This is a genomic window from Paenibacillus doosanensis, assembly GCF_025060755.1.
Classification (GTDB): domain Bacteria; phylum Bacillota; class Bacilli; order Paenibacillales; family NBRC-103111; genus Paenibacillus_S; species Paenibacillus_S doosanensis.
Genome location: NZ_JANYUY010000005.1, coordinates 30,959 through 57,661 on the forward strand (window position 1 = coordinate 30,959; position 26,703 = coordinate 57,661).

The window sequence follows — 26,703 nt, forward strand, 5'->3', positions numbered from 1 at the left end:
ACTGCTGCCGGGCGAACCAAACGGGCTCCTGATGAAGGCGTAGAGCGGGACAACTGCCGTTAGCTGGCGGACTCCGGCATATCGGCTTTGGGGAACACCAGCCTGTAAAGTGTCCCTTCGCCGGGAACGCTTTGAATATCAATTTTGCCGTTCATCTTCTTAATAATGCCGAACGATACCATCGTTCCAAGCCCGGTGCCTTTCTCTTTCGTCGAATAATACGGATTCCCGAGCCGTTGAATTTGTTCTTTGGTCATACCGCTCCCGGTATCGCTGATCGTGATGGCGACGCCTTCGCTGTCCGCCGTCGCATAGATTTCGAGAAGTCCCCCGTGATCCATAGCCTCGATCCCGTTTTTTCCGATGTTAATCAACGCTTGCCGGAATTTATATTTGTCTCCGGTTATGTGAAGAACGCTCGTCTCTTCGATCACAGTGTTGATGTGAATATTGTAATAATTGGCGTAGGTCATAAGCACGTTCGATAAATACCGGATTTCCTCGCGAATGTCGATGTTTTCGATAAGCTCCGGGTCCGGCTTGGCTAAAGTGAGATAATCGGTAATAATCAGCTGCGCCCGGTCCAATTCCTCCAGGCACAGGTTCCGGTAAAACTGTTTTTTGTCCTGATCCAGGTGCTCGGCGCCCAATAATTGAATAAACCCTCTGACGGTTGTCAGCGGATTGCGGATTTCGTGAGCTACGGAAGCGGCCATATCGCTGACGATTTTTATTTTTTCGCTCTGAATCACTTCTTCCTGCATGCGGAAATACCGGTTCAGGCATTCGATCAAATAGACGCATAAACCGACGATGAACGCTTGTAAAATATAAGTTTCCAGCGTCGTCCAAGGATCGACGAACAGAAGCCTCATCTGCCCGAGAGCGGATAAATAAAACGAGAAGGTAATCATTTTAATGCAGGTGCAGGCGGTGACGGCCAAGAGGAGCTTGTGCAGCAATTTTCGCTTGGAATAGTTTCTGAGCGTCATGTAGACGATCAGAAAGCTGGGGAGCAAGGAAACCGCGTAAAGCCAATTGTTGGGGTTGCCCGTCAAATAGCGGTATGTGACAAGAGTCAAGTAAAGCAAAGCGGAAACATGAGAGCCCCCGTATAACGAACCGATAGTCAGCGGAATCGAACGAAAATCGTATTTCAAACCGTTTAATTCAATAGGAAATGACATCGTTGTTACTAGGGCGACGGAGACAAGAACATAGAGCAGCAAACGGTATAAGAACGGATTGCTGCTCGTTTTGTATATGTACGGATAAAACACCAGCGGGGAGAAAATAAAGAAAATATTCAATAAGTAATCTTTGAAATAGCTTAACATAAACGCTCCCGGGGGCTTAAGATGGCTTACGGTTAGGACTGGCTTGCTGGCAAATCCGGAATGGATCGCTTGACAAGAAAATATTCGACAAAGCCCCAGGTTTTCCCTTCCGGCGATTTGAAAAATATCATTCGAGCCCATAGAAGGAGGCTGTAAGAGAGTATGTTGAGCCTGCGGTTTACCTTGTTCTTCGGGCTTTTCGTGTTACAATAAAGGGAAGGTCTTGTAAGGCACGGCAGGGCAAGGTCAAATTTGTGAATGGGAGTAGGAACAGCTTGTTATGAAAAAGAATCCGTATTTGTATATAGGCATATTGAATTTGTTGGCCGCCATCGCTTTCGTCGTCGCCGGCTTCATCACTACCTCTACCACGGTGAAATACGGTTATATTGGCGTAGCGGTGCTTTTTGCCATTTCGGCATTGCTGAATTTCAAACGGAATCGCAGCGAGAAGTAGCTTGTATAGGATAAAGATGGTCCATTTAGTATAGTAGGCGGTGTAAATCACAGTGACGCTCAATGTTAAACTGTACACGATGTGCATGGTGCAAAACGGAAATCAGGTGCTGTTGATCAACAGGCCGGATAAGAAAGGATTTCCCGGTTATATCGCTCCCGGGGGCAAAGTAGATTTTCCTGAAAGCATCGTCGATGCGGCGATCCGCGAAGTGAAAGAAGAAACCGGGCTTACCGTGAAACGGATCGCATACAAAGGTCTGGACGAGTTTTGCGATCCGGGTCAAAACCTTAGATATATGGTGTTCAACTATTTGGTAACGGAGTTCGAAGGCGAACTGCTGCAGAATCCCCCGGAGGGCGATCTGTTGTGGGTCGATAAGGAGGAAGCATTGGAGCTTCCGATGCAAAGCTGGTTTAAGCGCCGGTTTCCGTTGTTTTTTAACCAAGGGACCTTTGAGCTGAGCGCCTTGTGGGATTCGCAAACGAACACCGAAGGGAAGGAAACGTTTCGGCAGTATGAATAAATTGGAAGATCGGGTGAGAGCGAGCGATGGACATTGGGCCGCTGGAGCGATTTGATGCGGGCGATCAATTGAGTCTGGGCGGATGCGGGTACAGCTCCAACCAAATGTATCGGGCGTTCAAGGAAGAGACTCCGCTGCACACGACGATCCGGCTTGAGTTGGCGGACCTTGAGGAACCTTATGTAAAAGTATGGGAGCATGATCCGCAAGAAGCTGCGCAGTATGAGTCTTTTATCGGTTCCGGCTACTCGTTCGGCGGTTATATAGCGGCCTTCGCTTGCTTCGGCCGTCGTCGCATTCACCATGCCGAAAGAGGAGAGAAGACGATGTCATTTATTGAAGTGTTGGATAAAGGCTATGTAAGACTGGTGAACCACATGGGGGCGGATTTGACGGTCGTCAATGCGGCCCGCGTTTCGTATGCCAAAGAATCGACGGAGCTGAGCGATAAAGATATTCGTTTGATCCGTTTCCTGGCCAGAGAAGGCCATACGTCGCCGTTTCGGCACGTCATGCTGCAATATGAAATCTACGCCCCGCTGATGGTGGCCAGACAGTGGTGGAAGTATGTCGTCGGCTCTGCCCATTATGAGGGGACCGGAGACAGTCTGGAAGCGTGGAACGAGTCCAGCCGCAGATACATAACCGAGGAACCGGCGTTCTACATTCCCGCCAGCGGCGAATGGAGAAGCCAGCCGGCTCATTCCAAGCAGGGGAGCGGCGAGCTGCTTCCGACGGAGCAGGGACACAAGCTGACCGCCGAGCTTAGGGAGTATATCGAAGAAGGAATACGTAAATACGAAGCGGCTCTAAACGACGGCGTTTGCGCGGAGCAGGCGAGGCTTTTTTTGCCGGCGTACGGAATGTATGTCCGTTGGTACTGGACGGCTTCCCTGCAATCGATATGCCATTTCTTGAACCAGCGTCTCGAACATGATGCGCAGAAAGAAATTCAAGAGTATGCCAAAGCGATATTGGAGCTCAGCAAGCCGCTCTATCCGGTTTCGTTGGACGAGCTCGTCGGCTCGCATTAATATCTTATTTTAGCGCAGGGAGGTGATCGGTTTGAAGGAGCTTATTTTGATCCGGCACGGCCAGGCGGATCATTTGCTGCAAGGCGTGGCGGGGGGCTGGTCTCATTCGCAGCTCACCGGCATAGGGAGAGAACAAGCGCGGAAGACGGGAGAACGGCTGAAGGAACTGTTGGACGGCAAGCCCTTCAACTGCTACTGCAGCGATCAGGCGAGAGCCGGCGAGACGGCGGCAATCATCGGCGCTATGTTCCAGAAGCAGCCTACACTTGCTCCTCAGCTGCGGGAGCTGAATAACGGGCTGGCGGCGGACAAGTCCAAAGATGAGGCCCGGCGGCTGGAGCTGCCGATGACCGAGCCTCTGCTGGATTGGGTTCCTTATCCGGAAGGCGAGAGCTGGAATATGCTGCAAAAGCGCGTATTCGCGTTTATGGAGAGCATTCGCGAGGATGAAGCGGAGACGGCCGTTATCGTCAGTCATAGCAATACGATCAATGCCATCATTCATTGGTGGCTGGAATTTCCCCCCGAGCTGGTAGCGAAGGTATCGTTCGATATCGATCCGTGCAGCATTACGCATTTGACGATTACGAGCTGGAATCGAAACAAAACCGTATGCAGGATGAATGATACGAGCCATCTGAACGCAGAGCCGGATACCGGGTTCGGGGATTAAGCGGAGGGACGAAACGGCGGAAGGAAGACCATAATCAGGAGGCGTTACCGTATGAATGGATCGGATGAATCTATCGTTATTAGCTGCGACAAGTCGCTGCTTCAGCTTGATGTAGTGCTCGGCTTCCTCTCCAGAAGCTACTGGGCCAACAAGCGATCGCAAGAGAGAATTAGGAAATCTATCGACAATTCGATTTGCTACGGCGCTTACGCAGACGGCAGGCAAGTAGCCTTCGCGCGGGTCGTCACGGACGGAGCCACGATGTACTGGCTGTGCGACGTGTTCGTCGATGAAGCGTATAGAGGCAGGCAGATCGGGAAAAAACTCGTTCAGGCTATCGTGCAATCGGATGAATTGAAGGATTTGATGGGAATTTTGGGCACGGCGGATGCGCACGGATTATACGAGCAGTTCGATTTCCAGCGGGACCAGGAGCGGATGATGCGCCGAATGCCCGACTTCGTAAGAAAGACGGGCAAGCGATAAAAGGCGTTGATCTTGACCGGATCACTGCCCCTACCGTAATCAGAGAACGGCCGCTTTCTTCCCCGTGTAGCGGAAAGAAGGCGGCCGTTTCATTGGGCGACGTTCTCAGAAAGGGGAAATTTTACGGCAGCAGGGCGCGGAGCTGATAATGTCCGGAAGAAAGCCGAATGACCGCTTCATGAACGACATCGGTATGGCTATCGGCGGACAGGCTAAGCTTGATATCATGGCGCGCCGATAGGGGCGTTCTTCCTTCCGTGATCGCTTCGGCGGTCAAGGCCGACGCCGGAATGCGCGCTTCGCCGATACAGTTTGGAGGAATCGCGATGTCCAGCGTGAGCGCTTTGCCGTCGCGCCGCCAGCGGATGCTTGCGGTCCCGGCAGGCAAATGATGCTCCGCAGACGCTTCTTCCACTTCCCCGGTGACGAAAGGCCGGAAGCTCAGGCTGTAAGTTTCGAGCTCATGATCATACCGGTAAGCAAATCCGGCCAACCCGGCGTATAACCATTCTTCCAAATGCCCCAGCATAAAATGATTTTGCGATTTGCCCACCGTCGGACCGTCCCAGGCTTCCGTCAGCGTCGTCGCCCCATGGGCGAGCTGATAGCCGTAGCTCGGATGCTCCTTGCTCCGGGTCATTTCGTAGATAAGGTCCGAACGGCCGTTCTCCCCCAAAGCCAGCAGTACATAACGGTGGCCGACGTCCCCGGCCGTAGTATGGAACCGGCGGCCGCGAATATCCTCGATTAACACCTCCAACACCTGCTGCTTGTAACGCTCGTCGACCAGTCCCAGAACGAGGGGCATAGCTTGGGAAGTATGGCTTCCGGTCGCATAGCGGCAAGAGGCCGGGTCGAAAAATTCCCGGTTAAACGCCGTCCGGATTTGCTCGCGCAGCTTCTCGTAGCGGGCGGCGTCTTCAAGCCGTCCCAGCTGCCGGGCGATGCTCACGAATACATCGACCGCATGATAGTACATGGCCGTTTCCGTATGGGCAACGGGGGTATTTTTGGCGAAACCGGGGTCCTCGTCCCCTACATCGTACCAGTCTCCAAGGCCTCCGCGGACGATATAATCATCCGAATTGGCGGTAACATAATCGATATAAGCTTTCATGCCTTTATAATGCTCGGATAATATGCGGGTATGACCGTACAGCTGATGCAAGTTCCAGCCGATCAGCACGTAGGCGGCTCCCCAAGGGACGGAATCGCGGAAGCAGCGCCATTGTTCCGAGAAAACCACATACTCCGGGGCCGTTGTAGGAACCATGCCGCTTGCAAGCTGCGCGTCGCGAATATCTTCCATCGTCTTGACAAAGAGTGACTGAACGTCGTAATTGTAAGCGAGGGACGGCCCCATAAGATGGACCTGCTCCAGCCAGCCCAGCTTTTCCCGATGCGGGCAGTCCGTAAAAATGCTCTTCGTATTGCTGAGCATAGCCCAATTGATGATCTCGTGGGTACGCCGCAGCAGCTCGTCGGAGCAAGCAAAGCGGCCTGCGGTACGGATGTCGGGATAGATCATCTGACCTTCCAATGCAAGCAGCATCGGCAGTTCTGCGCCGGTTTTTCCGCGGTTTTGAGCGGTTAGGGTGAGAGCGGCCCCTTCAATTTGGACGTAACGGAAGCCGTAGTAGGTGAAGCGGGGGGACCAAACTTCATCGCCCTCGCCCTTAAGCGTATATTTCAGCTTGTAAGGAGATCCCGTCCACTTCTGGTTGACGGTACCGTCCTCGCGGAGCAGCTCCGCCGGCGTGAGCGTTATTTGCGATCCGGCCGGACCCGATACGGTAAGGGCGACCCAGCCCGAGAAGTTTTGTCCGAAATCGGCGACATAGACGCCGGGAGCGGGTTCGGCGATGTGCACCGGCCGGAACGAGCGCATCACCTGAAGCGGCGCCGTCGCCTGCCGCTTGAGCTTGCCCGAAGGGGCTTCGGCTGCGGCTGCCGGCTGCCAAGCATCGCCGTCTTCGGCCCGGAAGCCGGGCAAGTCCCAGCCGGCGGGTTCGCGCCGGGCATCGTAATCTTCTCCGCCGTAGATGCAGGAGAAGGTGACGGGTCCGGGCGCGGTCTGCCACCCGGTATCGGTGACGATAACGTCCTCCGTGCCGTCGTCGTACACGATCTCCAATTGAACGAGGCATTTCGGCCTGCCGAACGAGCCTTTGAACTTGCGGTACCGCCCGCCGGTCACATTGTAGAAGCCGTTGCCGAGCAGCACGCCGACGGCGTTAGGCCCCTGCTGCAGCAGCTCGGTAATGTCGTATACCGAGTAGAGGCCGGTTTTGTTATAATTCGTCCAGCCGGGCTCGAGCACATCGTTGCCGATTTTGCGTCCGTTCAGCCGCAGCTCGTAATGCCCCAGACCCACAGCATAGACGCGCGCGCGGACTGCTGGCCGCCGCATAACGAATTCCTTGCGGAATATCGGCAGGGCATCCTGCTCCGAAGCATCCCGAACCGGTTCGCCGATCCACTTCGCCCGCCAGTCGGAGCCGCTCAAAAGCCCCATCTCCCACCACGCAATGCCGCTTTCGCTCATCCGGTTATCTTGATCCCATGTCTGTACTTTCCAGTAATATCGTTTACGGGAAAGCAGAGCTTTCCCGCCGTACAGCACATGGATGCTTCTGCGCCCGAGCACCTTGCCGCTATCCCATACGTCGCCGTGACCGAGCAGGGCGTCTTCCTCGCGGGAGGATGCGATAATACGGTAGGTGGTTTGATAACGGCCGCGTTCTTGGCCGCCCTGATAGCTCCAGCTGAATGCGGGGGAAGGGACGTCGAGCCCGAGCGGATTAGGCATATGTTCGACGAGCAGATTATCCGGCTGCATCTTCGCACCGCTCCTTTCCGGAAGCGCCGGGCAGCTCGTGAGAGGTCGCTACGGTAATCGTCCGGAATTCTTTGCCGTAATTGCAGGTCGGATCGCCTTCACGATACGGTCTGCAAGAGCAGTAAAAATGATACAGCACCCCTTGATGCGTTATCACGGACGGCTTGTGGGCGAAGATCGAATCGATGCCGCCTTCTTCGCCGACGGTAATGATCGGATCGGGATGTTTCTGCCAGTTGAGAAGATCACGCGACAAGGCGAGGCCTTCCTGGGCTTTTTTGTAATTAAAGCCGAAGTAGTACATGACCCACTCATCCCCGTTCAAAAGCACGCAGGGATCGCTGGCGAAGCCGGAATCCCACTCTTCCGGAGTGACGGGCAGCACAGGGTTATGCTCGTAACGCTCCCAATGCTTCAAATCGCTGGAGAAAGCGACGCCGGTTTGCTCGATCCAGCGGCCTTTGTTTTTGTTCTTGGCATTGTAAAATAAATAAAAGCGCCCCTCATGCTCGACGAGACATTCCTTATAAAGGCCGCCCTTTTCCCAGTCGGCGCCGTCCTCGGGTGCGAGAATCGGCTCGCTGCAGCGGTGCCATGTAAGCAGATCTTCATCCTCGGTCCAGGCGATACCGATTTTGGCTGAACCTTCTTCGTAGCCGGTATGCGGGTAAGCGTGGTAGACGAGCCAATATTTATTGTTCCATTTTTTGAGCACGGGAGGCGCTGTAAGTCGGTTTTCCTTTATCATCCAGGTTCCGGCAATATTGACGGAATCCCAGTCCGAACCCTCGCCGCGGCGCAGGATGACGCTGAGATGCTCCCAGTGCAGCAGGTCGCCGCTCGTTGCCAGGGCCGTCTGATAGCCGGTGCCGTCAAAGCCGACGTACATCATATAAAAGCGGCCGTTATGTTGAAACACGAACGGGCAATCCACGGCATTATAGTCAAAACGACCCGGAATGCCGGAGCCGGTCAGCACCGGCTTGCCCCATTTGTAAGGGGTTAAATAAGGTTGAATATTCATGCGGACCTCCTTGGATAAAGCGCTTTATTCTCATTGTCAGCTTACTATAAGAGGATGGATAAAATTGGGGGTTAACCGGCTGCAACTATAGGTGAATTGAACCTTCTGTCCGCCGCCGGGCGACGGAGTTGGTTTGAATCCCCCATTTCCGGTTCGGCCGATTCCGCTTATAGTAAGGGAAACGATGATGAAAGGATTGCTGCCGATGATTGCAAACAGCATACCAAGCGGCGTATGGCCGACGATGATTACCCCGTTTACCGATAGCTTTGAGGTGGATTATCATGCCTTGGAGCAGCTGGTGGAATGGTATATCGGACAGGGCGTGCAAGGGTTATTCGCGGTATGTCAATCCAGCGAAATGTTCTACCTTTCGTTGGAGGAACGGGTCAAGCTTGCACGGTTTGTACAGAACCAGGCTGCGGGCAGGGTGCCGGTCATCGCATCCGGACATATTTCGGACGGACCCGAGGGGCAAGCCGAGGAGATCGGGCGCATCGCCGATACCGGCGTCGCCGCAGTCGTGCTGGTAAGCAACCGGCTGGCGAAGCAAAGCGAATCCGACGACGTATGGATGGAGCGCACGCAGCGGCTGCTGGAGCGGGTGCCCGGCGTGCCGCTTGGCATATATGAATGTCCTTACCCGTACAAAAGGCTTCTGTCGCCGCAAACGTTGCGCTGGTGCGCCGAAACGGGAAGATTTTGGTTCCTGAAGGATACCTGCTGCAGCTTGCCGCAGCTGGCTGCGAAGCTCGAAGCGGTGAAGGGCAGTCCGCTGCAAATTTTTAACGCCAACTCGGCGACGCTGCTGGCTTCATTGAAGCTCGGGGCGGCCGGATTCAGCGGCGTGATGGCCAACTTTCATCCCGATCTCTACGTCCGGCTGACCGCACGCTGGCAGGAGGAGCCGGAGGCGGCCGAAGCGATTCAAGCCTTTATCGGAGCGGCTTCGCTGATCGAACTGCAGCAATATCCCGTTAATGCCAAGTATCATCTGGGCAGGAAGGGTTTGGACATCGGACTGCATTGCCGTTCCAAAGATGCGGCGGTTTTCGGCGGCAACCACCGCCTAGAGGTGGAGCAGCTCGATGAGCTGTACGTTCTGGTGAAGCGTTATTTGCAAACGGTATCCCAGCCTTGTTGACGAAGAGCGGCGATGCCGGCATACCCGAATGAATGAGGAGGAGACAGGCAATTATGCTTTTTCAGGCGAAGGACAAAATGGTTTTTATCGGCGACAGCATTACGGATAAGGGGAGAAAAAAAGACCCGCTGAAGCTGGGCAACGGCTACGTGCGCATGCTGCATGATACGCTGACGGCGCTTTATCCGGAGCTCTCGCTCAAAATCATTAATGAGGGCGTTTCCGGCAACCGGGTCATCGACTTGGAGAAGCGGTGGACGCTGGATGTTATGGATCATAAACCGCAGTGGGTATCCGTATCGATCGGCATTAACGATGTATGGCGGCAGATGGATGCGCCGGATGTCGAGCAGGTGTACCCGGACCGCTTCGAAGAAGTGTACCGCCGTCTGCTGGACCGGGCCAGCTCGATTCCGGGCTGCCGGCTGATTTTGATGCAGCCTACGGTCATCAAGGAGTACGAGGACTCGACGGGCAATCTGCTGCTTAAGCCGTACGTCGAGGCGGTGAACCGGCTGGCGGAGCAATACGGCGCCATTCTCGTCCCGACCCATGAGGCGTTTATCCGTTTCATCGGCTGCGACACCGGACAGGATCTGACGACCGACGGCGTCCATATGAATAGCCTCGGCGACACCTTAATGGCGTCTACATGGCTTAAGGCGGTACTGGCCCACAAGTCTTAGCTTTTTACAAGGAGAAGCTGCATGCCACAATTCTGTGGTTGCAGCTTTTGCTGTTTTTCGCCCGAGAGCTTGGGACAAGCGGCCGACGGGGGGGCGAAGGTGCAAGTCAGCGCCTATAAAGAGGATGAATTCGCCCTATAGTTGCTCCACGGCATTCCTGTAAACTGGTTGCAAGCGAAGGAAACATCATTTATTTGCGTATAGGGGAGAAAAGGATGAAAATAACCGACTTGAAGACAGAATACTTCGAGAACCCGTTAGGGCTCGATACGCGCAAGCCGAGATTCAGCTGGATCATGGAATCGGAAGCTTACGGCCTGGTTCAGACGGCTTATCAAGTGATGGCGGCGACCAGCGTGCAGCGGCTGAAGGACGACGCCCCCGATGTTTGGGATAGCGGTAAGGTGTTATCCGATCAATCGGTTCACGTAGAGTATGACGGGAGCCCGCTGGCATCGCGCCAAGTGTACTATTGGAAAGTCAGAGTCTGGGACGGGGAGGACCAGCCGTCCGCTTGGAGCGGCATCGCCCGATATTCGATGGGGATTCTGGAGAGAAGCGAGTGGAAGGCCCGCTGGATCGCCAGATCCAAACCGGAGCAAACCGAGTATGAGGGGCTGCTGCCATCCCCCTATTTCCGCAGGTCGTTCCGGGTGGAAAAGCCTGTCAGGCAAGCCTTCGCTTATGCCAGCGCACTGGGGCTGTACGAGCTGCACTTGAACGGGGAACGGGTCGGGCAGGATTACTTTGCTCCGGGCTGGACCGATTACGGAAAGCGCGTACAGTACCAAACCTACGATGTGACGGCCTTTATGCAGCCGGGAGAGATGACCGTCGGCGCTGTTGTAGGCACCGGCTGGTATGCCGGTCATGTGGGAATGTTCGGCAATAACCGGTATGGAGACAATCCTCATCTGCTCGTCGAGCTTCATATCGAATATGAGGACGGCACCTCCGCGCAGGTCGTAACGGATGAAACGTGGAAAACGTTCGCAGGTCCGATCCTGTATTCGGATTTGTTAAAAGGCGAAGCCTACGACTCTCGCTTGGAGCCGCAAGGCTGGAAGCTGCCGAGCTTTGACGATGCCGCCTGGGAGCGGCCTGTCGTGCTGGGGCGCTACGACGGCGCGCTAACCGCGCAGATCGACCCGCCTGTTCGGGTGATGAAGGAGCTGCTTCCGGTCAGTCTGAAGCGGACCGAGCGGGGGACCTATCTTTTTGACATGGGACAAAATATGGTCGGCTGGGTCCGGCTTCGCGTCGAGGATGCGCCGCCGGGACAAACGGTGACGGTGGCTTGCGCCGAAATGCTGAACGCCGATAATACGCTGTACAGCATTAATCTGCGCGAAGCGGTACAGCAGGAGACGTACATGCTGAACGGGGAGAAGGAGGCGGTATTGGAGCCGCATTTCACCTTCCACGGGTTCCGTTATGTCGAAGTGGCCGGCCTCTTAAGCCCGCCTACGCTGAATACGGTTATCGGCAGAGTCGTGCATTCGGCGACTGCGCGGACCGGCGAGCTTCACACGTCGAACGTGATGCTGAACAAGCTGCTCAGCAATATCGAGTGGGGCCAGCGCGGCAATTTCATCAGTGTGCCGACGGACTGTCCGCAGCGCGACGAGCGGCTCGGCTGGACGGGAGACGCGCAGATTTTTGCCCGTACCGCCAGCTTTAATATGGACGTCGGCCGCTTTTTCCATAAATATATGATCGATGTCATGGATGCCCAGCACGCTTCGGGAGCGTTTCCCGACGTAGCGCCGGATGCCGGCTGGGAGGAATTCAAGCATAACCACGAAGAGCTGAACTGGCATGCTCCGGATAACGGAGGCTGGGGAGATGCGGGCGCCGTCATTCCATGGACGGTCTATCAAGTGTATGGAGACCGTCGGACGCTGCGGGAATGCTACCCGGCCATGGTGCGCTGGGTCGAGTATTTGCAGGCGAACAGCGACGGTTTGATCCGTCCCGGTTATTCCAACTACGGCGATTGGCTTTCGGTCAATGCGGAGACGCCGAAGGACGTATTGGATACGGCTTATTTTGCCTACAGCACACGGCTGCTCGCCCAGGCTGCCGCCGCGCTGGGAGAAACCGGAGACGCGCAGCGGTTCGACCGGTTATTCGCTGAGATCAAGGAGGCTTTCCGGCGCGCTTTCGTCGGCCGGGACGGGCGGATCAAAGGAGATACGCAGACCGTGTACGTGCTCGCGCTGAAGATGAACCTGCTTTCCGGGGAAGAACGGAGCCTTGCGACGGAGCATTTGGTCCGCAATATCGAAGAGCACGGCAACCATTTGACGACCGGCTTTCTCGGCGTCGGCTATCTGCTGCCCGCCTTGACGGAGGCGGGGCGCGAGGATGTGGCGTACTCGCTGCTGATGCAGGATACGTTCCCTTCCTGGCTGTATTCGGTCAAGCACGGAGCGACCACGATCTGGGAGCGGTGGGACGCCTGGACGGAAACGGACGGCTTCCAGAATCCGGGCATGAATTCGTTCAATCATTATTCCCTCGGTTCCGTCGGCGAATGGATGTATCAGAACATTCTCGGCATCAACAACGGCGACGGGACGGGATATAAGCATCTGATCTTGCGGCCGCGTCCAGGCGGAGGGCTGCAGCATGCTTCGGGCGAGTTTCGCTCCGTCTACGGCACGATCCGCGTCGAGTGGAAGCGGGAGCAATCCTGGTTCGTGATGAAGGCCGCCATTCCGGTTAATACGACCGCGACTGTCTATGTACCGGGAGTTATTTTAAACGACAGCTTGCAGGTTTACGATTCGGTCCATAACCTGCGGACGGAAGGCGGTTACACGGTGTTCGAAGCAGGCTCCGGCAGCTATACGTTCATTTCGCGGCTCTCTCGGGCAAGCGGGGCGCAGGCGCGAGAGAACGGCTCGGATGCGATGCCGGATCAAATGATGCAATCTTCATAATCCATTCAAGGGGGAAGCGAAGTGACTTTTGAGATTCAACCTACGACGGGCAACAGCGAATGGTTTACGCAAGACCGGTTCGGTTTATTTATTCATTGGGGGTTATATTCGCTCGGAGCGCGGCATGAATGGCTGCAATCCCGGGAGAGACTGTCTCCGGAGAAATACGGCAAATATTTCAAACGGTTCGATCCCGATCTGTACGACCCGGAATTATGGGCTCAGCTCGCCGGCGACGCGGGGATGAAATATTTCGTCGTGACGACGAAGCATCACGAAGGCTTCTGCCTGTGGGACAGCAAGCTGACCGATTACAAAGCTCCTAACAGTCCGGCAGGGCGGGACGTGCTTAGGCCGATGGTCGATGCGTTTCGCCGCCGCGATATGAAGGTCGGCTTCTATCATTCGCTGATCGACTGGCATCATCCGCATTATACGGTCGATCCGAAGCATCCGCTGCGCTTCGATCCCGAGTTCATCGAAGCTAGCAAGCAGCGGGATTTTGCGCAATACCGCGACTATTTATTCGGTCAAACCCGCGAGCTGCTTACGGAATTCGGGCCGGTCGATCTGATGTTCTACGATTTCTCGTTCCCCGAGGAGAACGGCTTGGCCGGTAAAGGCAAGGACGATTGGGGCAGCGCCGAGCTGGTTCGGATGATCCGGGAGCTGCAGCCGAATATATTGCTCAACGATCGGCTGCAGATTGGGGGCGACATTACGACGCCCGAGCAGTATATTCCGACCCGCTGGGTGGAGGTGAACGGCAAACGCGTCGTATGGGAAACCTGCCATACGTTCAGCGGTTCGTGGGGCTACCACCGCGAGGAGGAGACTTGGAAGAGCGTCGAGGTATTGATCAAAATGCTGATCGACGTCGTGAGCAAAGGCGGCAATCTGCTGCTCAATGTCGGTCCGACCGGAAGAGGAGAATTCGACGAGCGCGCCATAGACCGCCTGAAAGGGATCGGCGAGTGGATGAAGCGGCATAGTCGGTCCATCTACGGCTGCACTCAGGCTCCGGATTCCTTCGAATGCCCGAGGGACTGCCGCCTGACCTATAATCCGCAGACGAATCGGATGTATCTGCACGTCTACAGCTGGCCGTTCAAAAATATTCATCTGCGCGGCTTCGCGGGACGGGTGGAATATGCCCAGCTCTTGAACGACGCCTCCGAAATCCGCTTCAAGGAAGGCTTCGTGCAGAGCGGGATCGAGGAAGGCGCTTATCGGGAAGGCAGAGACGAGAGTACGCTGACGCTATCGCTTCCCGTCAAGCAGCCGAATGTAACGGTGCCGGTTATCGAGCTGTTTTTGAAATAGAGGCGGACTGTAGAACGATACAAGGAAACGATACCCAAGAAACGATACAAGGAAACGGAGGGAAACACCGACTCATGTTAACGATCACTATCGGCCATGACAGCCGGCCCGCGCCGCGGGTGGAATACGGCATCCGGCTGCTGCAGGAAGCTCTGCAGCAGGCCGGCTATGACGTCCGGCTGCAAGAGGCGGACTGGAGCTGGGACAATTACCGGGCGGAGGACGAAATCCGATTGTACGCAGGCAGCCGCGGCGAATCCGCGCTGCTGCAAGAGCTTGAACGGCGCGATGTGCTGCTGTATCATACGGAGGCTCCGGCCAAGGAAGGCTTTTACTTGTGCAGCCTGCCGGGGAATTTAACCGTCGTTTCCGGGGGGAACGATTCAGGCGTGCTGTACGGCTGCCAGGAGCTTGCCGAGCGCATCGGGAAAGCGGGAAAGCTGCCGAAGGATCTCGCCTACGGCGATGCGCCCGACTTCTCGCTGCGCGGTCCGGCTATCGGATTGCAGAAGACGACGGTTGAACCGCCGCGGCAAACGTATGAATACCCGATAACGCCGGGGCGCTTCCCGTGGTTTTACGACCGGGCGCTGTGGCTCGATTTTCTGAATATGCTGCTGGAGCAGCGCTGCAACATCATCTACTTGTGGAGCGGGCATCCGTTCTCCTCGCTCGTCAAGCTGGAGGATTACCCCGAGGCGCTGGAAGTGACCGAAGAGGAATTTGCGCTGAACGTGGATACGTTCCGCTGGCTGGCGGAGGAGGCCGACCGCAGAGGCATTTGGCTCGTGCTAAAATTTTACAATATTCATATTCCGCTGCCGTTCGCCGAGAAGCACGGGCTGAAGCTGCATCAGCCGAAGCCGCTTCCGCTGACCGGCGATTATTACAAGCAATCGATCGCGGCCTTTGTCCGCTCTTTCCCGAACGTCGGCTTGATGGTCTGCCTGGGGGAAGCGCTGCAGGGGCAAATTTACGGCGTCGAATGGTTTAACGATACGATCATCGCCGGACTGCTGGAAGGGCTCCGTCACTCCGACGTCAAGGAGAAGCCGCCGATCATTTTGCGCTCCCACGCCATCGAGCCGCAAAAGGTGATCGAAGCTGCGCTGCCGCTGTATCCGAACTTGTACACCGAGGCCAAGTACAACGGCGAATCGCTGACGACCTATACGCCGAGGGGGAAATGGCAGGACATTCATAACCGTCTCGGCTCGCTGCAGACGATTCATATCGTGAACGTACATATTCTCGCCAATCTGGAGCCGTTCCGTTACGGCGCGCCGGCGTTCATTCAAAAATGCATGCAGGCCGCCAAATACCGGCTGAAGTCGAACGGGCTTCATCTGTATCCGCTGTTCTTCTGGGATTGGCCTTATTCGCCGGATAAGCCGGAGGAAGGCGCGCCGCGCCTTAGACAAATCGACCGGGATTGGATTTGGTATGCGGCCTGGTTCCGCTACGCCTGGAACCCGGACCGCGATCCCGAAGCGGAACGTCATTATTGGAGCGGACTTCTGGCGGAGCGGTACGGCAGCCGGGAAGCGGGCGAAGCGATTCTGGACGCTTATGAGGCGGCGGGCGAGTGTGCGCCTAAGCTGCTGCGCCGCTTCGGCATAACCGAAGGAAACCGCCAGACGATGAGCCTCGGGATGACGATGAGCCAGCTTACGAATCCGGAGCGTCATATGCCGTGGCCGGATTTGTGGGAATCGCAGTCGCCTCAGGGAGAACGGCTTGAGGAGTACGTCGTCAGGGAGCTGGGCAAGGAGCCTCATGTCGGAGAGACGCCGCTGGACATTATCGCGGACAGCGAGCGCCATGCGCAGGATGCGCTGGAGGCGATCGATCGGGCGGCGGGCGCCGTGACGCGGGGCCGCGCCGAGTTCGAGCGGCTGAGAAGCGATGTTCAGGCCATTCGCGAGATGGTGGGCGTATATGCGGATAAAGTACGGGCAGCGATCCTTTTGTTAACGTATAAACATACCGTGCAGGATGATTACTTTCAGCGGACCGATCTGCTGGAGCGGGCGGGCGATTACATGGAAAGCAGCCTGAACAGCTACCGCAGATTGACGAGCTTGACGGACGATACGTATCTGTTCGCCAACAGTATGCAGACGCCGCAGCGGAAGGTGCCGATTCGCAACGGAATGGAGTTCAGGCACTGGCGCGAATGTCTGCCGGTGTACGAGCAGGAGCTGGATCGTTTCCGCTTCCATGTGCAAGAGCTGAAGTCGGGAACGCTGCCGGAGGCATTGAAGAACAGGCAGCAGCCGATTTCCGCGCTGGAGCAGGCTTCGTTCACATTGCTTTCCGGCCATGCGGAAACCTTCCGCGTGGAGAAGGGCGCGGAGGTGTTCACGGACGGCGATATTCATATCGTCGGCTGCGCGGAGGAGCTCGACGGCTTGACCGGCGTGCGCTTCAGCCAGCGGGAAGCGGGGCTTCGCGGCATTGCTCTCGAATTCGAGCTTGCCGAGCCGGCGCAAGTGCTGATCGGATATTTTAATTCCAAGGATCAGCAGTGGCTGCAGGCCCCGAGCCTGGAGGAAAATACGCATGCCGACGATATGGGAGGCTACGAGCCGCTGCTGAAAAAAGGACTGCGCTTGTACGCATACCCTTCGGTTAACGTTCACGCCTTCCGGTTCGATGCCGGCCGGCATACGCTGGATTTCGGCAAAGGAGCGTACCTGCTTCTCGGCGTCGTGCCTGCAGGGCAGAGCATTCGCCCGAGAAATGTCGAGCATAAAAACGACGGCGTGGAAACGCTGGATTGGTTATACGAATAGGATGACGACGGCCGGGGGGCTTGTCCGGGACATTACCAGGTCCGGCTTCCCGGCCTTACCCGCGAAGAGGAGGAAAACCAATGTCCGGAACCGGCAGCCGTTCGGCGATCTGGTACAAACAAGCCGCGAGCCATTGGTTCGAGGCGCTCCCCGTCGGCAACGGCCGATTCGGAGGCATGGTATATGGAGGCGCCGGGAGAGAGCGGATCAGCTTCAATGAAGATACCTTATGGTCGGGAGAGCCGAGAGAAAAGGTTCGCCACGACGTCCAACTGCATTTGGACTATGCGCGCCAACTGATTTTCGGAGGGCGGCATGAGGAAGCGGAGGGCATCATCGAACAATACATGGAAGGAGAAGAGATCGAGTCGTACATGCCGCTCGGCGATATGGAGCTGTGGTTTGACGAGCAGGGAGAAGCGACAGGTTACCGCAGAGAGCTGGACATGGACGAAGGGATCGTAAGGACCCGTTACCGTTTGGGAGGAGCGCTCTGCACGCGGGAGGTATTCGTATCGGCCGCCGATCAGGTGATGGCCGTACGTCTGCATCATAACGCCAAGACGGCGCTCACCGTGCTTCTGCACAGTCCGCTCCGTTATACGGTGAGCGAGACGGCGCCGAACCGGCTTAAGCTCTCCGGCCGCAGCCCGTATCATGTGCTTCCGAACACGATGAAGGCGCCCGATCCGGTAAAGTATGAAGAAGGCAAGGGCATGAGCTTCGAGCTGCAGATTCATGTCGAGGTGGAGAAGGGCAAGGTGGAGACGAGCGGCGGCAGAATGCGGATTACCGGTTCAGGCGCGATTACGCTGTTCATCGCTGCGGCAACGAGCTATAACGGCTTCAGGGGCGATCCCGCTTCCGCATCGGCGCCGAACCCGGCGCGGCTGTGCGAGTCGCGGCTGGATCATGCGGCATCAGCGGGCTATGAGCGGCTGAAAGCGCGGCATATCGAAGAATACGGCGCTTACTTCGGCCGCGCCGCGCTGCAGCTGGGAGACGAAGCGATGAACGGGATGCCTACGGATGAGCGGATTCGCGCCGTAAGAGAAGGGGCGGATGACCCGGGCTTGGCGGCGCTTTTTTTTCAATACGGGAGATACTTGCTCCTGTCGAGCTCGCGCCCGGGCACTCAGCCGGCCAACTTGCAGGGAATATGGAACGATAAGACGCAGCCGCCCTGGTGCAGCAGCTGGACGACGAATATCAACGTCGAGATGAATTATTGGCCGGCGGAGGTTTGCCATCTGGAGGAATGCCACCAGCCGCTGCTCGATTGGATTGAGGATTTGCGGTGGACGGGACGGCAGACGGCCGCCGTTCACTACCGCAGCAGAGGCTGGACCGCTCACCATAACATCGACCTATGGAGAACGTCGACTCCGGTCGGAGGATCTCCGAGTTGGGCGTTTTGGCCGATGGCGGGCGCGTGGCTGTGCCATCATCTATGGGAGCATTACGCTTTCAGCCAAGACGAGCGATTTCTTGAGCGGGCGTTCCCGGCGATGAAGGAGGCTGCTTTGTTTTGCCTCGACTGGCTGGTGGAAGGCCCTGACGGCCAGCTCGTAACTTGTCCTTCGACGTCGCCGGAGAATATGTTCGTCACGGCGGACGGCCAGCAAAGCAGCGTAACCTACGCTTCCACTCTGGATATGGCGCTGATCCGCGACTTGTTCGGCCATTGTATCGAAGCGGGACGTATTCTGCAGAAGGAGGCGCGGTTGTGCGGGGAGCTGGAAGAGGCGCTGCGCCGTCTGCCGCCGTTTCGGATCGGCAAGCACGGGCAGCTGCAGGAGTGGGCGGAAGATTATGATGAACTGGAGCCGGGACACCGCCATATCGCCCATCTGGCCGCGCTGCATCCGCTCGGGTTGTTTACGCGGGAAGACGATCCGGTCTGGATCGAAGCTTGTCGCGCCTCATTGGAACGGAGGCTGGCTCACGGCGGGGCGCATACGGGATGGAGCTGCGCTTGGACGGTCAGTTTCTGGGCGCGTCTGGGCGAGCCTGACAAGGCCCATCGGTTTTTGAACGAATTGCTGGCCGGAACGCATCTGAACCTGATGAATGCGCACCGGCACCCGAAGGTGAAGCTCGATATTTTCCAAATCGACGGCAATTTGGCGGGGACAGCAGGGATCGCCGAGCTGCTTCTGCAAAGCCATGGCGGCCGGGTGCGTCTGTTGCCCGCGCTCCCCGAGCAGTGGTCTCGCGGAACGGCCAAAGGTCTGCGCGCCCGCGGCGGATTCGAGATCGATATGGAATGGGCGGAGGGCCGATTAGTCCGCGCCCGGCTGTTATCTTCGGCGGGCAAGCCCTGCCGCTTATGGACGCCGCATCCGGTTTCCGTACGGCGCGGAGGAGCCGATATTGCCGGCGAGAGCACCGGACATGAGCTTGTATGGCATACGGAGGCCGGGCAAAGCTACGACATAGTGCCCGTATAACCGAAGGAGGAAGCGGCGCGCTCTCCCGATTGCAACAGGAGGCGGCGCTGCACGGGACAGAAGGGGGATTCATTGTTGGTAGAATATAAACATATTGTGAAGGAATTTATTTTCGAAGAGGACAGACCGTTCCCGAGCTGCCACGCATCGACGCTGGAGGTGCTGCCCGGCGGTGAGATTATAGCCGCTTGGTTCGGCGGCACTGCGGAGAAGGCGGGCGATGTAGCCATCTGGGTCTCGCGGCGCAACCTGGAGGGATGGACGGCCCCGGTCAAGGCAGCCGATCGCGAGGGAGTGCCGCATTGGAATCCGGTGCTGTTTCTCAGACCCGACGGAGTGCTGCAGTTGTATTATAAAGTAGGCCATTCCATTGCCGAATGGGTTACGATGGTTATGTATTCCGAGGATCAGGGGATTACTTGGAGCGAGCCCGTACAGCTGGTGGAAGGAGATGCGGGAGGCCGGGGGCCTGTCAAAAACAAGCCCATTCTGCTGCATGACGGGACGATCGCCGCTCCGGCTTCGCTGGAGCCGGCTTGGGACTGCTTCGTCGATCTGTCACTTGACGGAGGGACGACATGGCATCGCAGCGAAACTGTGCCGATCGACCACAGCCGCCTGAGGGGGAAGGGGATTATCCAACCGGCGCTATGGGAGTCCGTTCCGGGAAATGTGCATATGTTGACGCGCAGCACGGAGGGGGAAATATACCGCAGCGATTCCGCCGACGGCGGGCGAACCTGGTGCGAGGCGTATGCTACCGAGCTGCCGAACAATAACAGCGGGATCGATCTGGCGAAGCTGGATTCCGGCGTGCTCGCGCTTGTCTACAATCCCGTCCGCACCGAGGAAGGGAAGAAGAAGGGACCGCGAACCCCGCTTGTGCTGCGTCTGTCGGAGGATAACGGCAGGACGTGGAAGCAGGAGCTGAAGCTGGACGAAGGGATCAAGCAATATTCGTATCCGGCGATCGTCGCCAGAGGCAGCGACCTGTATATTACATACACGTGGAGAAGAGAGCGCATCGCCTTTTATCATATTCGGCTATCGGAGGCGGTTTCTTAACAGCCGCCGGAAGCCCGTTCCAAGCCATAGCGAATCCCCTACCGGTTCCCGGACCGGACTAGGGGATTCATTGCATCATGGAGCAAAGGGAATAAGTGTAATTGCCCTATAGATTGAGCAGATAACCACCACTCATCGCGCATTGAAATTTTATATACTTAAGCATGTAAGTAAATTGAATATTAATTAGCTCAGAACGGAGGAGAGTTCATGCCAACGGGCAGCCTTTGGGATGAGGAATTGCAGGCGGGGAAGAAGGCGTTGCGCACGCTTCCCGGCGCGTTACTGCTCGGTTCCACCGGAGCGAGGCTATGGGCGGATTATGTGGAGCCCAGGCCCGGATTTGCCGGCAGATTCGATTTTATCCACAAGATCAACATTCCTTTGTTGTACGCCGTAACCGCTCAGGGGATCGTCAGCTTCGAGCCTTGCCGGACGCAGTGGTTTCCCAGCCATCTGCTGATGGAATATGAAAGCGGTCGCTTGTCCTTGACGGAGCGCAAGTTTATTGCTTGGGACGATTGTGCGGTGTCGTGCCAGACCTGGACGAATGGCGGCAAGGAAGATCTTGTTTTGCGGCTTGAGACTTATGAGGACCTGTTCAGCGAATGCGAAGGGGGCACGCTGCAAGGCACATTTGAAATCGAGCATTACAGTTTCGATGTAACGGGGGTCATCGCTGTAAGCGAACCGGGCTTGCTAAGCGAATTGCGAATCAGGCCGGGAGAGACGAAAGAACTGATCGTTGCCGGGGCATTCGGAATCGACGGCCGGGACAGCCGTGAGGTATTGAGAGAGCGGGCGCTGCGCTATGTACGGCAGGGAACGAACGCCGATCAGATCATCGCGGAGTATAAGAAACAGTACCAGTCCTGGTTCGACAAAACGCCTGTGTTTCGCTCTAGCGACGAACTGCTGAACAAAACCTGGGCGTATCGCTGGTTTTTGCTGCGGCATAATTTGGCGGACCCGCAGTACGGTCATTTGCAGCATCCGCTGTTTTACGAGGGACGATCCCACAAAAAGAGCAAAAAGCCGTTCGGTAAAGGCGGCTGGGAATTCAGCAAGCTGATCAATTTATCCGTACCGCTGCATCTGATGGATGCGAGGTGGTATCATGATCCGGTCTATTGCGAAGGCTCGCTGCAAAATATGAAGGAAGGCGCGGACGAAAACGGGATGTACTGCTGCATGACCGTCGATACGATCATGCATTCCTTCGCTAATTTCTCCTGTTGGGCGGCCTACAAGCTGTACCTTGTACATAGAAACCGCTCGGCGGTTGAACGACTCCTTCCTTCTCTGAAACAACAGGTTGCTTCGTGGAAACGCATACACGGCAACGATGCCGATCAACTGCTGATTGAGCACAAACATACGCGAACAGGCAAGGAGTACCAGCCCAGCTACTGGTATTTTCATAATTACCCGAGAAATCCGAAGGATAAAGCCACGTATACCCATCTGAAAAGGGTAGATCGGGCGGTTTATCATTACTTGAACACGCAGGCCGTAGCCAAGCTATGCGAAGCCTTCGGCGATCCGGAGGCGGAAGCGTATGCGGAGCTGGCGGGGGAGATCAAACGGGATATTATCGCCAAAATGTGGGATGAGGAAACGCAATTTTTCTACGATCTGCACTATGAAACCGACGAGAAGGCGATGGTCAAAAACATCGTTGGCATTTATCCCGGCTGGGCGGAGATGATCGACGAACGGTTCGACGGTATGATCGAGCATTTGCTGAACGAGCGGGAGTTCCGCACGAGATGTCCGTTTCCTTCGGTATCCGCCGATTGCCCGGCTTACTCCAAGGAAGGAGGCTGGATGGGCCATTTCGTCAAAGGCCGCAACGGATGCGTATGGGACGGACCGACATGGCCGTATACGAATTCCATCGCGCTGGATGCGCTGGCTAAGGAGAGCAAGCGAAGGAATCACCGATTCGATGGCGATTTCGCCCATTATTTCCGTGAATATTCGTTCCTCCATTTCATGCAGCGCGATTTGAACCAGCCGGGGCTTGTGGAGCATTACAACAGCGAGACGGGCGAACCGCTGAGCGACGAGCAGGAATACAATCATTCTTACTATATCGATCTGCTTATTTCCCACGTAGCCGGACTGAACATAGAGCAGGACAGACTGATCATCGATCCGATCGACATCGGGCTGGATTATTTTTGTCTGGATCGGGTGAAGGCGGCCGGAGCCGATATTCGGATTTCGTACCGGAATCCGCTTGTAAGCGATTGCGGACCGGACTGCGGGCAGCAGCCTCTGGAGGCAGGCTACTGCGTGTATGTGAACGGGAAGCGGATCTTTCAGGCAGAGACGCTGTGCCGTCGGGAATTTTCTTTGCAACAATTCATTCATCAAGGACAAGGGGTGTCGTTATGAGTCGATTTAACGGAGTCGTCACCGTGCCGGAGAACGATTCCTCCATCCGGGAAGCGTTCCTTCCCGTTATTCATCCGAATGACAGCCATGCGGCCAATCTGCTGGAGCTGGATAACGGAGATTTGCTGTGCGTTTGGTTCAACGGAAGCGGGGAAGGCAATCCCGATACGAATATCGTCATGTCCAGGCTGCCTGCCGGCTCGCATGTCTGGGAAGCGCCGGTGCAGCTGTCGGGCGATCCGGAGAGATCGGAGCAAAATCCGGTTTTGTTTCAGGCGCCGGACGGTAAGCTATGGCTGATGCATACGTCGAACGAGCCGCATAATCAGAAAACGTCCAGAGTCGTCCGCCGCATTTCCGAAGACAGGGGCTTCACTTGGGGACCTCCCGAGGTGCTGTTCGACGGTATGGGCATCTTCCTGCGCCAGCCGATTGTGGTGCTGAGCAACGGCGACTGGATATTGCCGGCCTATTATTGCAAGATGGACGGACATTACAGCGTCGTCCAGATCAGTACGGACCAAGGCCGTACCTGGCAGGAACACCCGGTTCAAGGAAGCGTTCACCGCGTCCAAATGAATATTGTGGAGCTAGGCAGCGGTGTGCTGTATGCCGTATTCCGCAGCCGGCAGGCCGACCGGATTTATACGAGCCATTCCTATGACAAGGGAAGAACCTGGACCGTTCCGGTTAAAAGCAAGCTTGCCAACAACAATTCGTCCATTCAGCTGACCCGCCTGCATAACGGTCATCTGGCGCTTATTTTCAACGATTCCACGATGGAGCGCGACCAATTCCGCTGGGTGTCCAGCAAAGGAAATTTCCGCCGGAAGCCTTTGCGCACGCCGCTTACGCTGGCCATATCCGAAGATGAAGGGCAGACATGGCCGTACTTCCGTAACGTGCAGATGGCGGATCTGGAGTACAAGGACTCCGAGATCGGATATTCGTATCCCTCCATTATTACGACAAAAGACGGTGCGATTCATGTCGCATTTTCATACTTGCGAAAAGGAATTAAGTATGTTCGTGTAGAAGAAGAGTGGGCGAGGCAGGAATAAATTTCCTGTCCTCGGCCGAATTGCGGCATTTTCTGGCTGGAGCAACACAAATATCATGTACCTGAGGTGAATGGACATGAACGGAAGAATCGATCATTTATGTGGCGACCTCTTCTTTGACGAAAATATGGATATTTTCATCAATCGCGAATTGGAATCGTTTACAACGGCGCAGCATACGCATGATTTTACGGAAATCAGCTTTGTGGGGGAAGGCAGCGGCTATCATTATATTGAAGATCAGGTCATTCCGATCAAGCAGGGCGATCTGTTCCTCATTCCTATCGGAACCTCGCATGTATTTCGCCCGTCTTCGCCGAAGCAGGACAAGACGCTGGTCATTTACAACTGTATCTTCCGCAATGAGCTGCTGGATCAGTGGAAGTCTATTTTGCAAAAGGACTCGTTTACATACAATATTTTTTACTATCCGCATGAGTGCAGCGAACGGTGGCTGCATTTTCAAGATAAACACGATACGTTCTCGGCGATGTTCCAAACGATGTACTCCGAATATTTGAAACGAAACACCGGCTTCGACACGGTGCTGGTCGCCCTCCTCATACAGATGCTTGTGATGCTGAAGCGGTTCGAGCTGAAAAATGAAGAAGAGCCGGCGTCGTTCAGCAAGCTGGAGGAAGTCGTCCACTTCATCAAATGCAACTACACGCAGAACATTACAGTTCAGGATGTAGCCGATTATTTTTACTTGAGCGCGAGCCATTTTCAACGGTTGTTTAAAAAGACGACAGGACTTACGTTCACCCAATATTTGCAAAATGTCCGTATTCAAAAATGCTGCGAGCTGCTGAAATCGACCGATATCCCGATTTATCAAATTGCCAACCAGGTCGGTTATTTGGATATGAAGTTTTTCCATGCGCTGTTTCGCAAAAAAACCGGCGTGACGCCTCGTCAGTACAGACAAAACTTTCAGGAATTCGAAGACAAAGCGATATCGCTTTAAGCTAGGAGGGCTGGCCATCATACGGGTGCAGCTCTTTTTGCACTGCGCAGAGTGCACAAGGTTTAGAAAGCCGGTGAAAAAAGAGCGGAGGGGCCATTTAAATCTGGGGAAAAACGGATTTTCTCCGTGGGAAAAAGGAAATAACCATCCCCAAACATTCAAGAAATCAGGGGACAAGAGCGATCGGAGGATGCTTTCGCATGCGCAGTCAGCGTTTTTCACCGCTTCTAGACGGATTCCAGAAAAACAAGCGGAGGGATGATCGATGTGGTCGCCGGATGAATTTTTAAACGATTTGTATGATAGCCAGGCGTTGAACGGGCAGGCAAGCAAGCTTAAGCCGTGGGAGCAGAGAAAGCATGAGGTGAGAGAGCGGCTGCTGCAATCGCTCGGCCGGTTCCCGGCAATGCCCGAGGCGTTGAACCCGGTTTTGCTGGAGCGGCAAGAGAAGGACGGCTATACGCTGGAGCGCATCGCTTACACCACCTTTGAGCGTTTGCGAATGCCTGCATATTTGCTGATTCCGCATGGAATCGCTCAACCTGCTCCTGCTGTGATCGCCTGGCACGGGCACGGTTACGGGAGCCGGGAAATTGTCGGATTACAGCCGGACGGTGCCGGCGAGGAGGGGAATCCGGGGCTTACCGGTCATTTCGCTCTGCAGCTTGTGCGGCGGGGGCTTGTTGTGATGGCTCCCGAAATTATCGGCTTCGGCGATCGGCGGCTTGCTGCGGAGCGGAGCAAAGATCCGCGGAAAGCGAGCTCCTGCCATGCGCTTGCCTCCAGATTGCTGATGTACGGCAGAACGGCGGCCGGATTGCGTGTTCTGGAAGCGATTCGTTCGCTGGATTATTTGCTCGGCAGGAGCGAGGTCGATGCGGCGCGGATCGGAACGATGGGTTTCTCCGGAGGGGGAATGATCGCGGCTTTCAGCGCGGCTCTGGATGAGCGGATCGGGGCGGCGGTGCTGAGCGCCTATGCGAGCACGTTCCGGGGCAGTCTGCTTGCGATGAATCATTGTATCGACAATTATTTGCCGTCTATTTTGCCTTACGCCGATTTACCCGAGCTGATAGGGCTGATCGCGCCTAGGTCGCTGTTTGTCGAATCGGGCACAGAGGACCCGTTATTTCCTTGCGAGTCCGTGAAGGCTGCGCTCTCGGCGCTAGAGGGAATCTACGCCGCCGAGGGGGCTGGAGAACGTCTCGGAAGCGATTTATTTCCGGGCAAACACGAGGTTTCGGGGCGCCGGTCCTATGAATGGCTGGCTTCCGCGCTGAGAGCCTGAGCATGATTACCCTATAGAGTAAGTTATCATCACCTATAATCGCGTAATGGGGTGGAGGTATAATGATAAAAACGCTTACCGAAGCACAAGCATCGATGAGCGACCGCGAATAGAGGTAGTTTTTATCGCCAATAGAAATATCGCTTCCCGGCGCTTGCGCTTCGGTGAAGTCAGGATTTCTATGTGGAGGTAAAAACGCTTAC

19 protein-coding genes are annotated in these 26,703 nt (G+C 55.9%); 16 read left to right on the plus strand and 3 right to left on the minus strand.

What is annotated here, in order from left to right; translation table 11 throughout:
* Positions 1-59: 59 nt before the first annotated feature.
* Positions 60-1,337 carry an ATP-binding protein gene (locus N0M98_RS06245; protein ID WP_259617275.1) on the minus strand — a complete coding sequence of 426 codons (1,278 nt, stop codon included), beginning with the start codon at positions 1,335-1,337 and terminating at the stop codon, positions 60-62.
* Positions 1,338-1,617: 280 nt separating this feature from the next.
* Here N0M98_RS06245 and N0M98_RS06250 point away from each other — a divergent pair, with 280 nt between their 5' ends.
* The 5 genes from N0M98_RS06250 (at position 1,618) to N0M98_RS06270 (ending at position 4,513) form a co-directional block, all read left to right on the plus strand.
* Entirely contained in the window at positions 1,618-1,794 is a 177-nt protein-coding gene (locus tag N0M98_RS06250) for a hypothetical protein (RefSeq protein ID WP_259617276.1), read from the plus strand.
* Positions 1,795-1,873: 79 nt separating this feature from the next.
* Entirely contained in the window at positions 1,874-2,320 is a 447-nt protein-coding gene (locus tag N0M98_RS06255; RefSeq protein WP_249866182.1) for an 8-oxo-dGTP diphosphatase, read from the plus strand.
* Positions 2,321-2,646: 326 nt separating this feature from the next.
* Positions 2,647-3,354 carry an FAD-dependent thymidylate synthase gene (gene thyX, locus N0M98_RS06260; RefSeq protein WP_259617362.1) on the plus strand — a complete coding sequence of 236 codons (708 nt, stop codon included), beginning with the start codon at positions 2,647-2,649 and terminating at the stop codon, positions 3,352-3,354.
* A gap of 31 nt (positions 3,355-3,385) precedes the next feature.
* Positions 3,386-4,027 (plus strand): histidine phosphatase family protein, encoded by a 642-nt coding sequence (locus tag N0M98_RS06265; RefSeq protein WP_259617277.1) that lies wholly within the window; start codon positions 3,386-3,388, stop codon positions 4,025-4,027.
* Between the two features lie 51 nt (positions 4,028-4,078).
* Entirely contained in the window at positions 4,079-4,513 is a 435-nt protein-coding gene (locus N0M98_RS06270; protein WP_259617278.1) for a GNAT family N-acetyltransferase, read from the plus strand.
* A 121-nt stretch (positions 4,514-4,634) separates the two neighbouring features.
* Here N0M98_RS06270 and N0M98_RS06275 read toward each other — a convergent pair whose 3' ends face one another.
* Positions 4,635-7,352: a family 78 glycoside hydrolase catalytic domain gene (locus N0M98_RS06275; RefSeq protein WP_259617279.1), complete on the minus strand. Its 2,718-nt coding sequence runs from the start codon at positions 7,350-7,352 to the stop codon at positions 4,635-4,637.
* Positions 7,339-8,376, minus strand: a complete 1,038-nt coding sequence (locus N0M98_RS06280) for a glycoside hydrolase family protein (RefSeq protein WP_259617280.1) — start codon at positions 8,374-8,376, stop codon at positions 7,339-7,341. The genes N0M98_RS06275 and N0M98_RS06280 overlap by 14 nt, the downstream gene beginning before the upstream one ends.
* 184 nt (positions 8,377-8,560) lie before the next feature.
* On the opposite strand from N0M98_RS06280, the gene N0M98_RS06285 reads away from it, so the two are divergent.
* The 11 genes from N0M98_RS06285 to N0M98_RS06335 all read left to right on the plus strand — a co-directional run bounded on the left by N0M98_RS06285 (position 8,561) and on the right by N0M98_RS06335 (position 26,500).
* Entirely contained in the window at positions 8,561-9,520 is a 960-nt protein-coding gene (locus N0M98_RS06285) for a dihydrodipicolinate synthase family protein (protein ID WP_259617281.1), read from the plus strand.
* A gap of 53 nt (positions 9,521-9,573) precedes the next feature.
* On the plus strand, positions 9,574-10,206 hold the full coding sequence (locus N0M98_RS06290; protein ID WP_259617282.1) for an SGNH/GDSL hydrolase family protein: 633 nt from the start codon (positions 9,574-9,576) through the stop codon (positions 10,204-10,206).
* A 215-nt stretch (positions 10,207-10,421) separates the two neighbouring features.
* Positions 10,422-13,151: a family 78 glycoside hydrolase catalytic domain gene (locus tag N0M98_RS06295; protein WP_259617283.1), complete on the plus strand. Its 2,730-nt coding sequence runs from the start codon at positions 10,422-10,424 to the stop codon at positions 13,149-13,151.
* A 21-nt stretch (positions 13,152-13,172) separates the two neighbouring features.
* Positions 13,173-14,474, plus strand: coding sequence for an alpha-L-fucosidase (locus N0M98_RS06300; RefSeq protein ID WP_249864032.1), 1,302 nt, complete (start codon positions 13,173-13,175; stop codon positions 14,472-14,474).
* A 74-nt stretch (positions 14,475-14,548) separates the two neighbouring features.
* Complete coding sequence (locus N0M98_RS06305) at positions 14,549-17,269, plus strand: hypothetical protein (protein ID WP_259617284.1); 2,721 nt, start codon at positions 14,549-14,551, stop codon at positions 17,267-17,269.
* 80 nt (positions 17,270-17,349) lie between these two features.
* Complete coding sequence (locus N0M98_RS06310) at positions 17,350-19,719, plus strand: glycoside hydrolase family 95 protein (protein WP_259617285.1); 2,370 nt, start codon at positions 17,350-17,352, stop codon at positions 19,717-19,719.
* Between the two features lie 75 nt (positions 19,720-19,794).
* Entirely contained in the window at positions 19,795-20,784 is a 990-nt protein-coding gene (locus tag N0M98_RS06315; RefSeq protein ID WP_249864029.1) for a sialidase family protein, read from the plus strand.
* A 210-nt stretch (positions 20,785-20,994) separates the two neighbouring features.
* Complete coding sequence (locus N0M98_RS06320; protein WP_259617286.1) at positions 20,995-23,184, plus strand: MGH1-like glycoside hydrolase domain-containing protein; 2,190 nt, start codon at positions 20,995-20,997, stop codon at positions 23,182-23,184.
* Positions 23,181-24,245, plus strand: a complete 1,065-nt coding sequence (locus N0M98_RS06325; protein WP_249864027.1) for a sialidase family protein — start codon at positions 23,181-23,183, stop codon at positions 24,243-24,245. The genes N0M98_RS06320 and N0M98_RS06325 overlap by 4 nt, the downstream gene beginning before the upstream one ends.
* A 76-nt stretch (positions 24,246-24,321) precedes the next feature.
* Positions 24,322-25,212: an AraC family transcriptional regulator gene (locus N0M98_RS06330; RefSeq protein WP_249864026.1), complete on the plus strand. Its 891-nt coding sequence runs from the start codon at positions 24,322-24,324 to the stop codon at positions 25,210-25,212.
* 265 nt (positions 25,213-25,477) lie between these two features.
* The gene (locus tag N0M98_RS06335; RefSeq protein ID WP_259617287.1) at positions 25,478-26,500 is read left to right on the plus strand and encodes a dienelactone hydrolase family protein; all 1,023 of its coding nucleotides are present in this window, start codon (positions 25,478-25,480) and stop codon (positions 26,498-26,500) included.
* The last annotated feature ends 203 nt before the right edge of the window (positions 26,501-26,703 follow it).

Excerpts from the sequence above, each read along its gene's own strand:
- N0M98_RS06245 (WP_259617275.1), bottom strand. The coding sequence starts at position 1,337 with ATGTTAAGCTATTTCAAAGATTACTTATTGAATATTTTCTTTATTTTC.
- N0M98_RS06250 (WP_259617276.1), top strand. The coding sequence starts at position 1,618 with ATGAAAAAGAATCCGTATTTGTATATAGGCATATTGAATTTGTTGGCC.
- N0M98_RS06255 (WP_249866182.1), top strand. The coding sequence starts at position 1,874 with ATGTGCATGGTGCAAAACGGAAATCAGGTGCTGTTGATCAACAGGCCG.
- thyX (WP_259617362.1), top strand. The coding sequence starts at position 2,647 with ATGTCATTTATTGAAGTGTTGGATAAAGGCTATGTAAGACTGGTGAAC.
- N0M98_RS06270 (WP_259617278.1), top strand. The coding sequence starts at position 4,079 with ATGAATGGATCGGATGAATCTATCGTTATTAGCTGCGACAAGTCGCTG.
- N0M98_RS06275 (WP_259617279.1), bottom strand. The coding sequence starts at position 7,352 with ATGCAGCCGGATAATCTGCTCGTCGAACATATGCCTAATCCGCTCGGG.
- N0M98_RS06280 (WP_259617280.1), bottom strand. The coding sequence starts at position 8,376 with ATGAATATTCAACCTTATTTAACCCCTTACAAATGGGGCAAGCCGGTG.
- N0M98_RS06285 (WP_259617281.1), top strand. The coding sequence starts at position 8,561 with ATGATGAAAGGATTGCTGCCGATGATTGCAAACAGCATACCAAGCGGC.
- N0M98_RS06290 (WP_259617282.1), top strand. The coding sequence starts at position 9,574 with ATGCTTTTTCAGGCGAAGGACAAAATGGTTTTTATCGGCGACAGCATT.
- N0M98_RS06295 (WP_259617283.1), top strand. The coding sequence starts at position 10,422 with ATGAAAATAACCGACTTGAAGACAGAATACTTCGAGAACCCGTTAGGG.
- N0M98_RS06305 (WP_259617284.1), top strand. The coding sequence starts at position 14,549 with ATGTTAACGATCACTATCGGCCATGACAGCCGGCCCGCGCCGCGGGTG.
- N0M98_RS06310 (WP_259617285.1), top strand. The coding sequence starts at position 17,350 with ATGTCCGGAACCGGCAGCCGTTCGGCGATCTGGTACAAACAAGCCGCG.
- N0M98_RS06320 (WP_259617286.1), top strand. The coding sequence starts at position 20,995 with ATGCCAACGGGCAGCCTTTGGGATGAGGAATTGCAGGCGGGGAAGAAG.
- N0M98_RS06325 (WP_249864027.1), top strand. The coding sequence starts at position 23,181 with ATGAGTCGATTTAACGGAGTCGTCACCGTGCCGGAGAACGATTCCTCC.
- N0M98_RS06330 (WP_249864026.1), top strand. The coding sequence starts at position 24,322 with ATGAACGGAAGAATCGATCATTTATGTGGCGACCTCTTCTTTGACGAA.
- N0M98_RS06335 (WP_259617287.1), top strand. The coding sequence starts at position 25,478 with ATGTGGTCGCCGGATGAATTTTTAAACGATTTGTATGATAGCCAGGCG.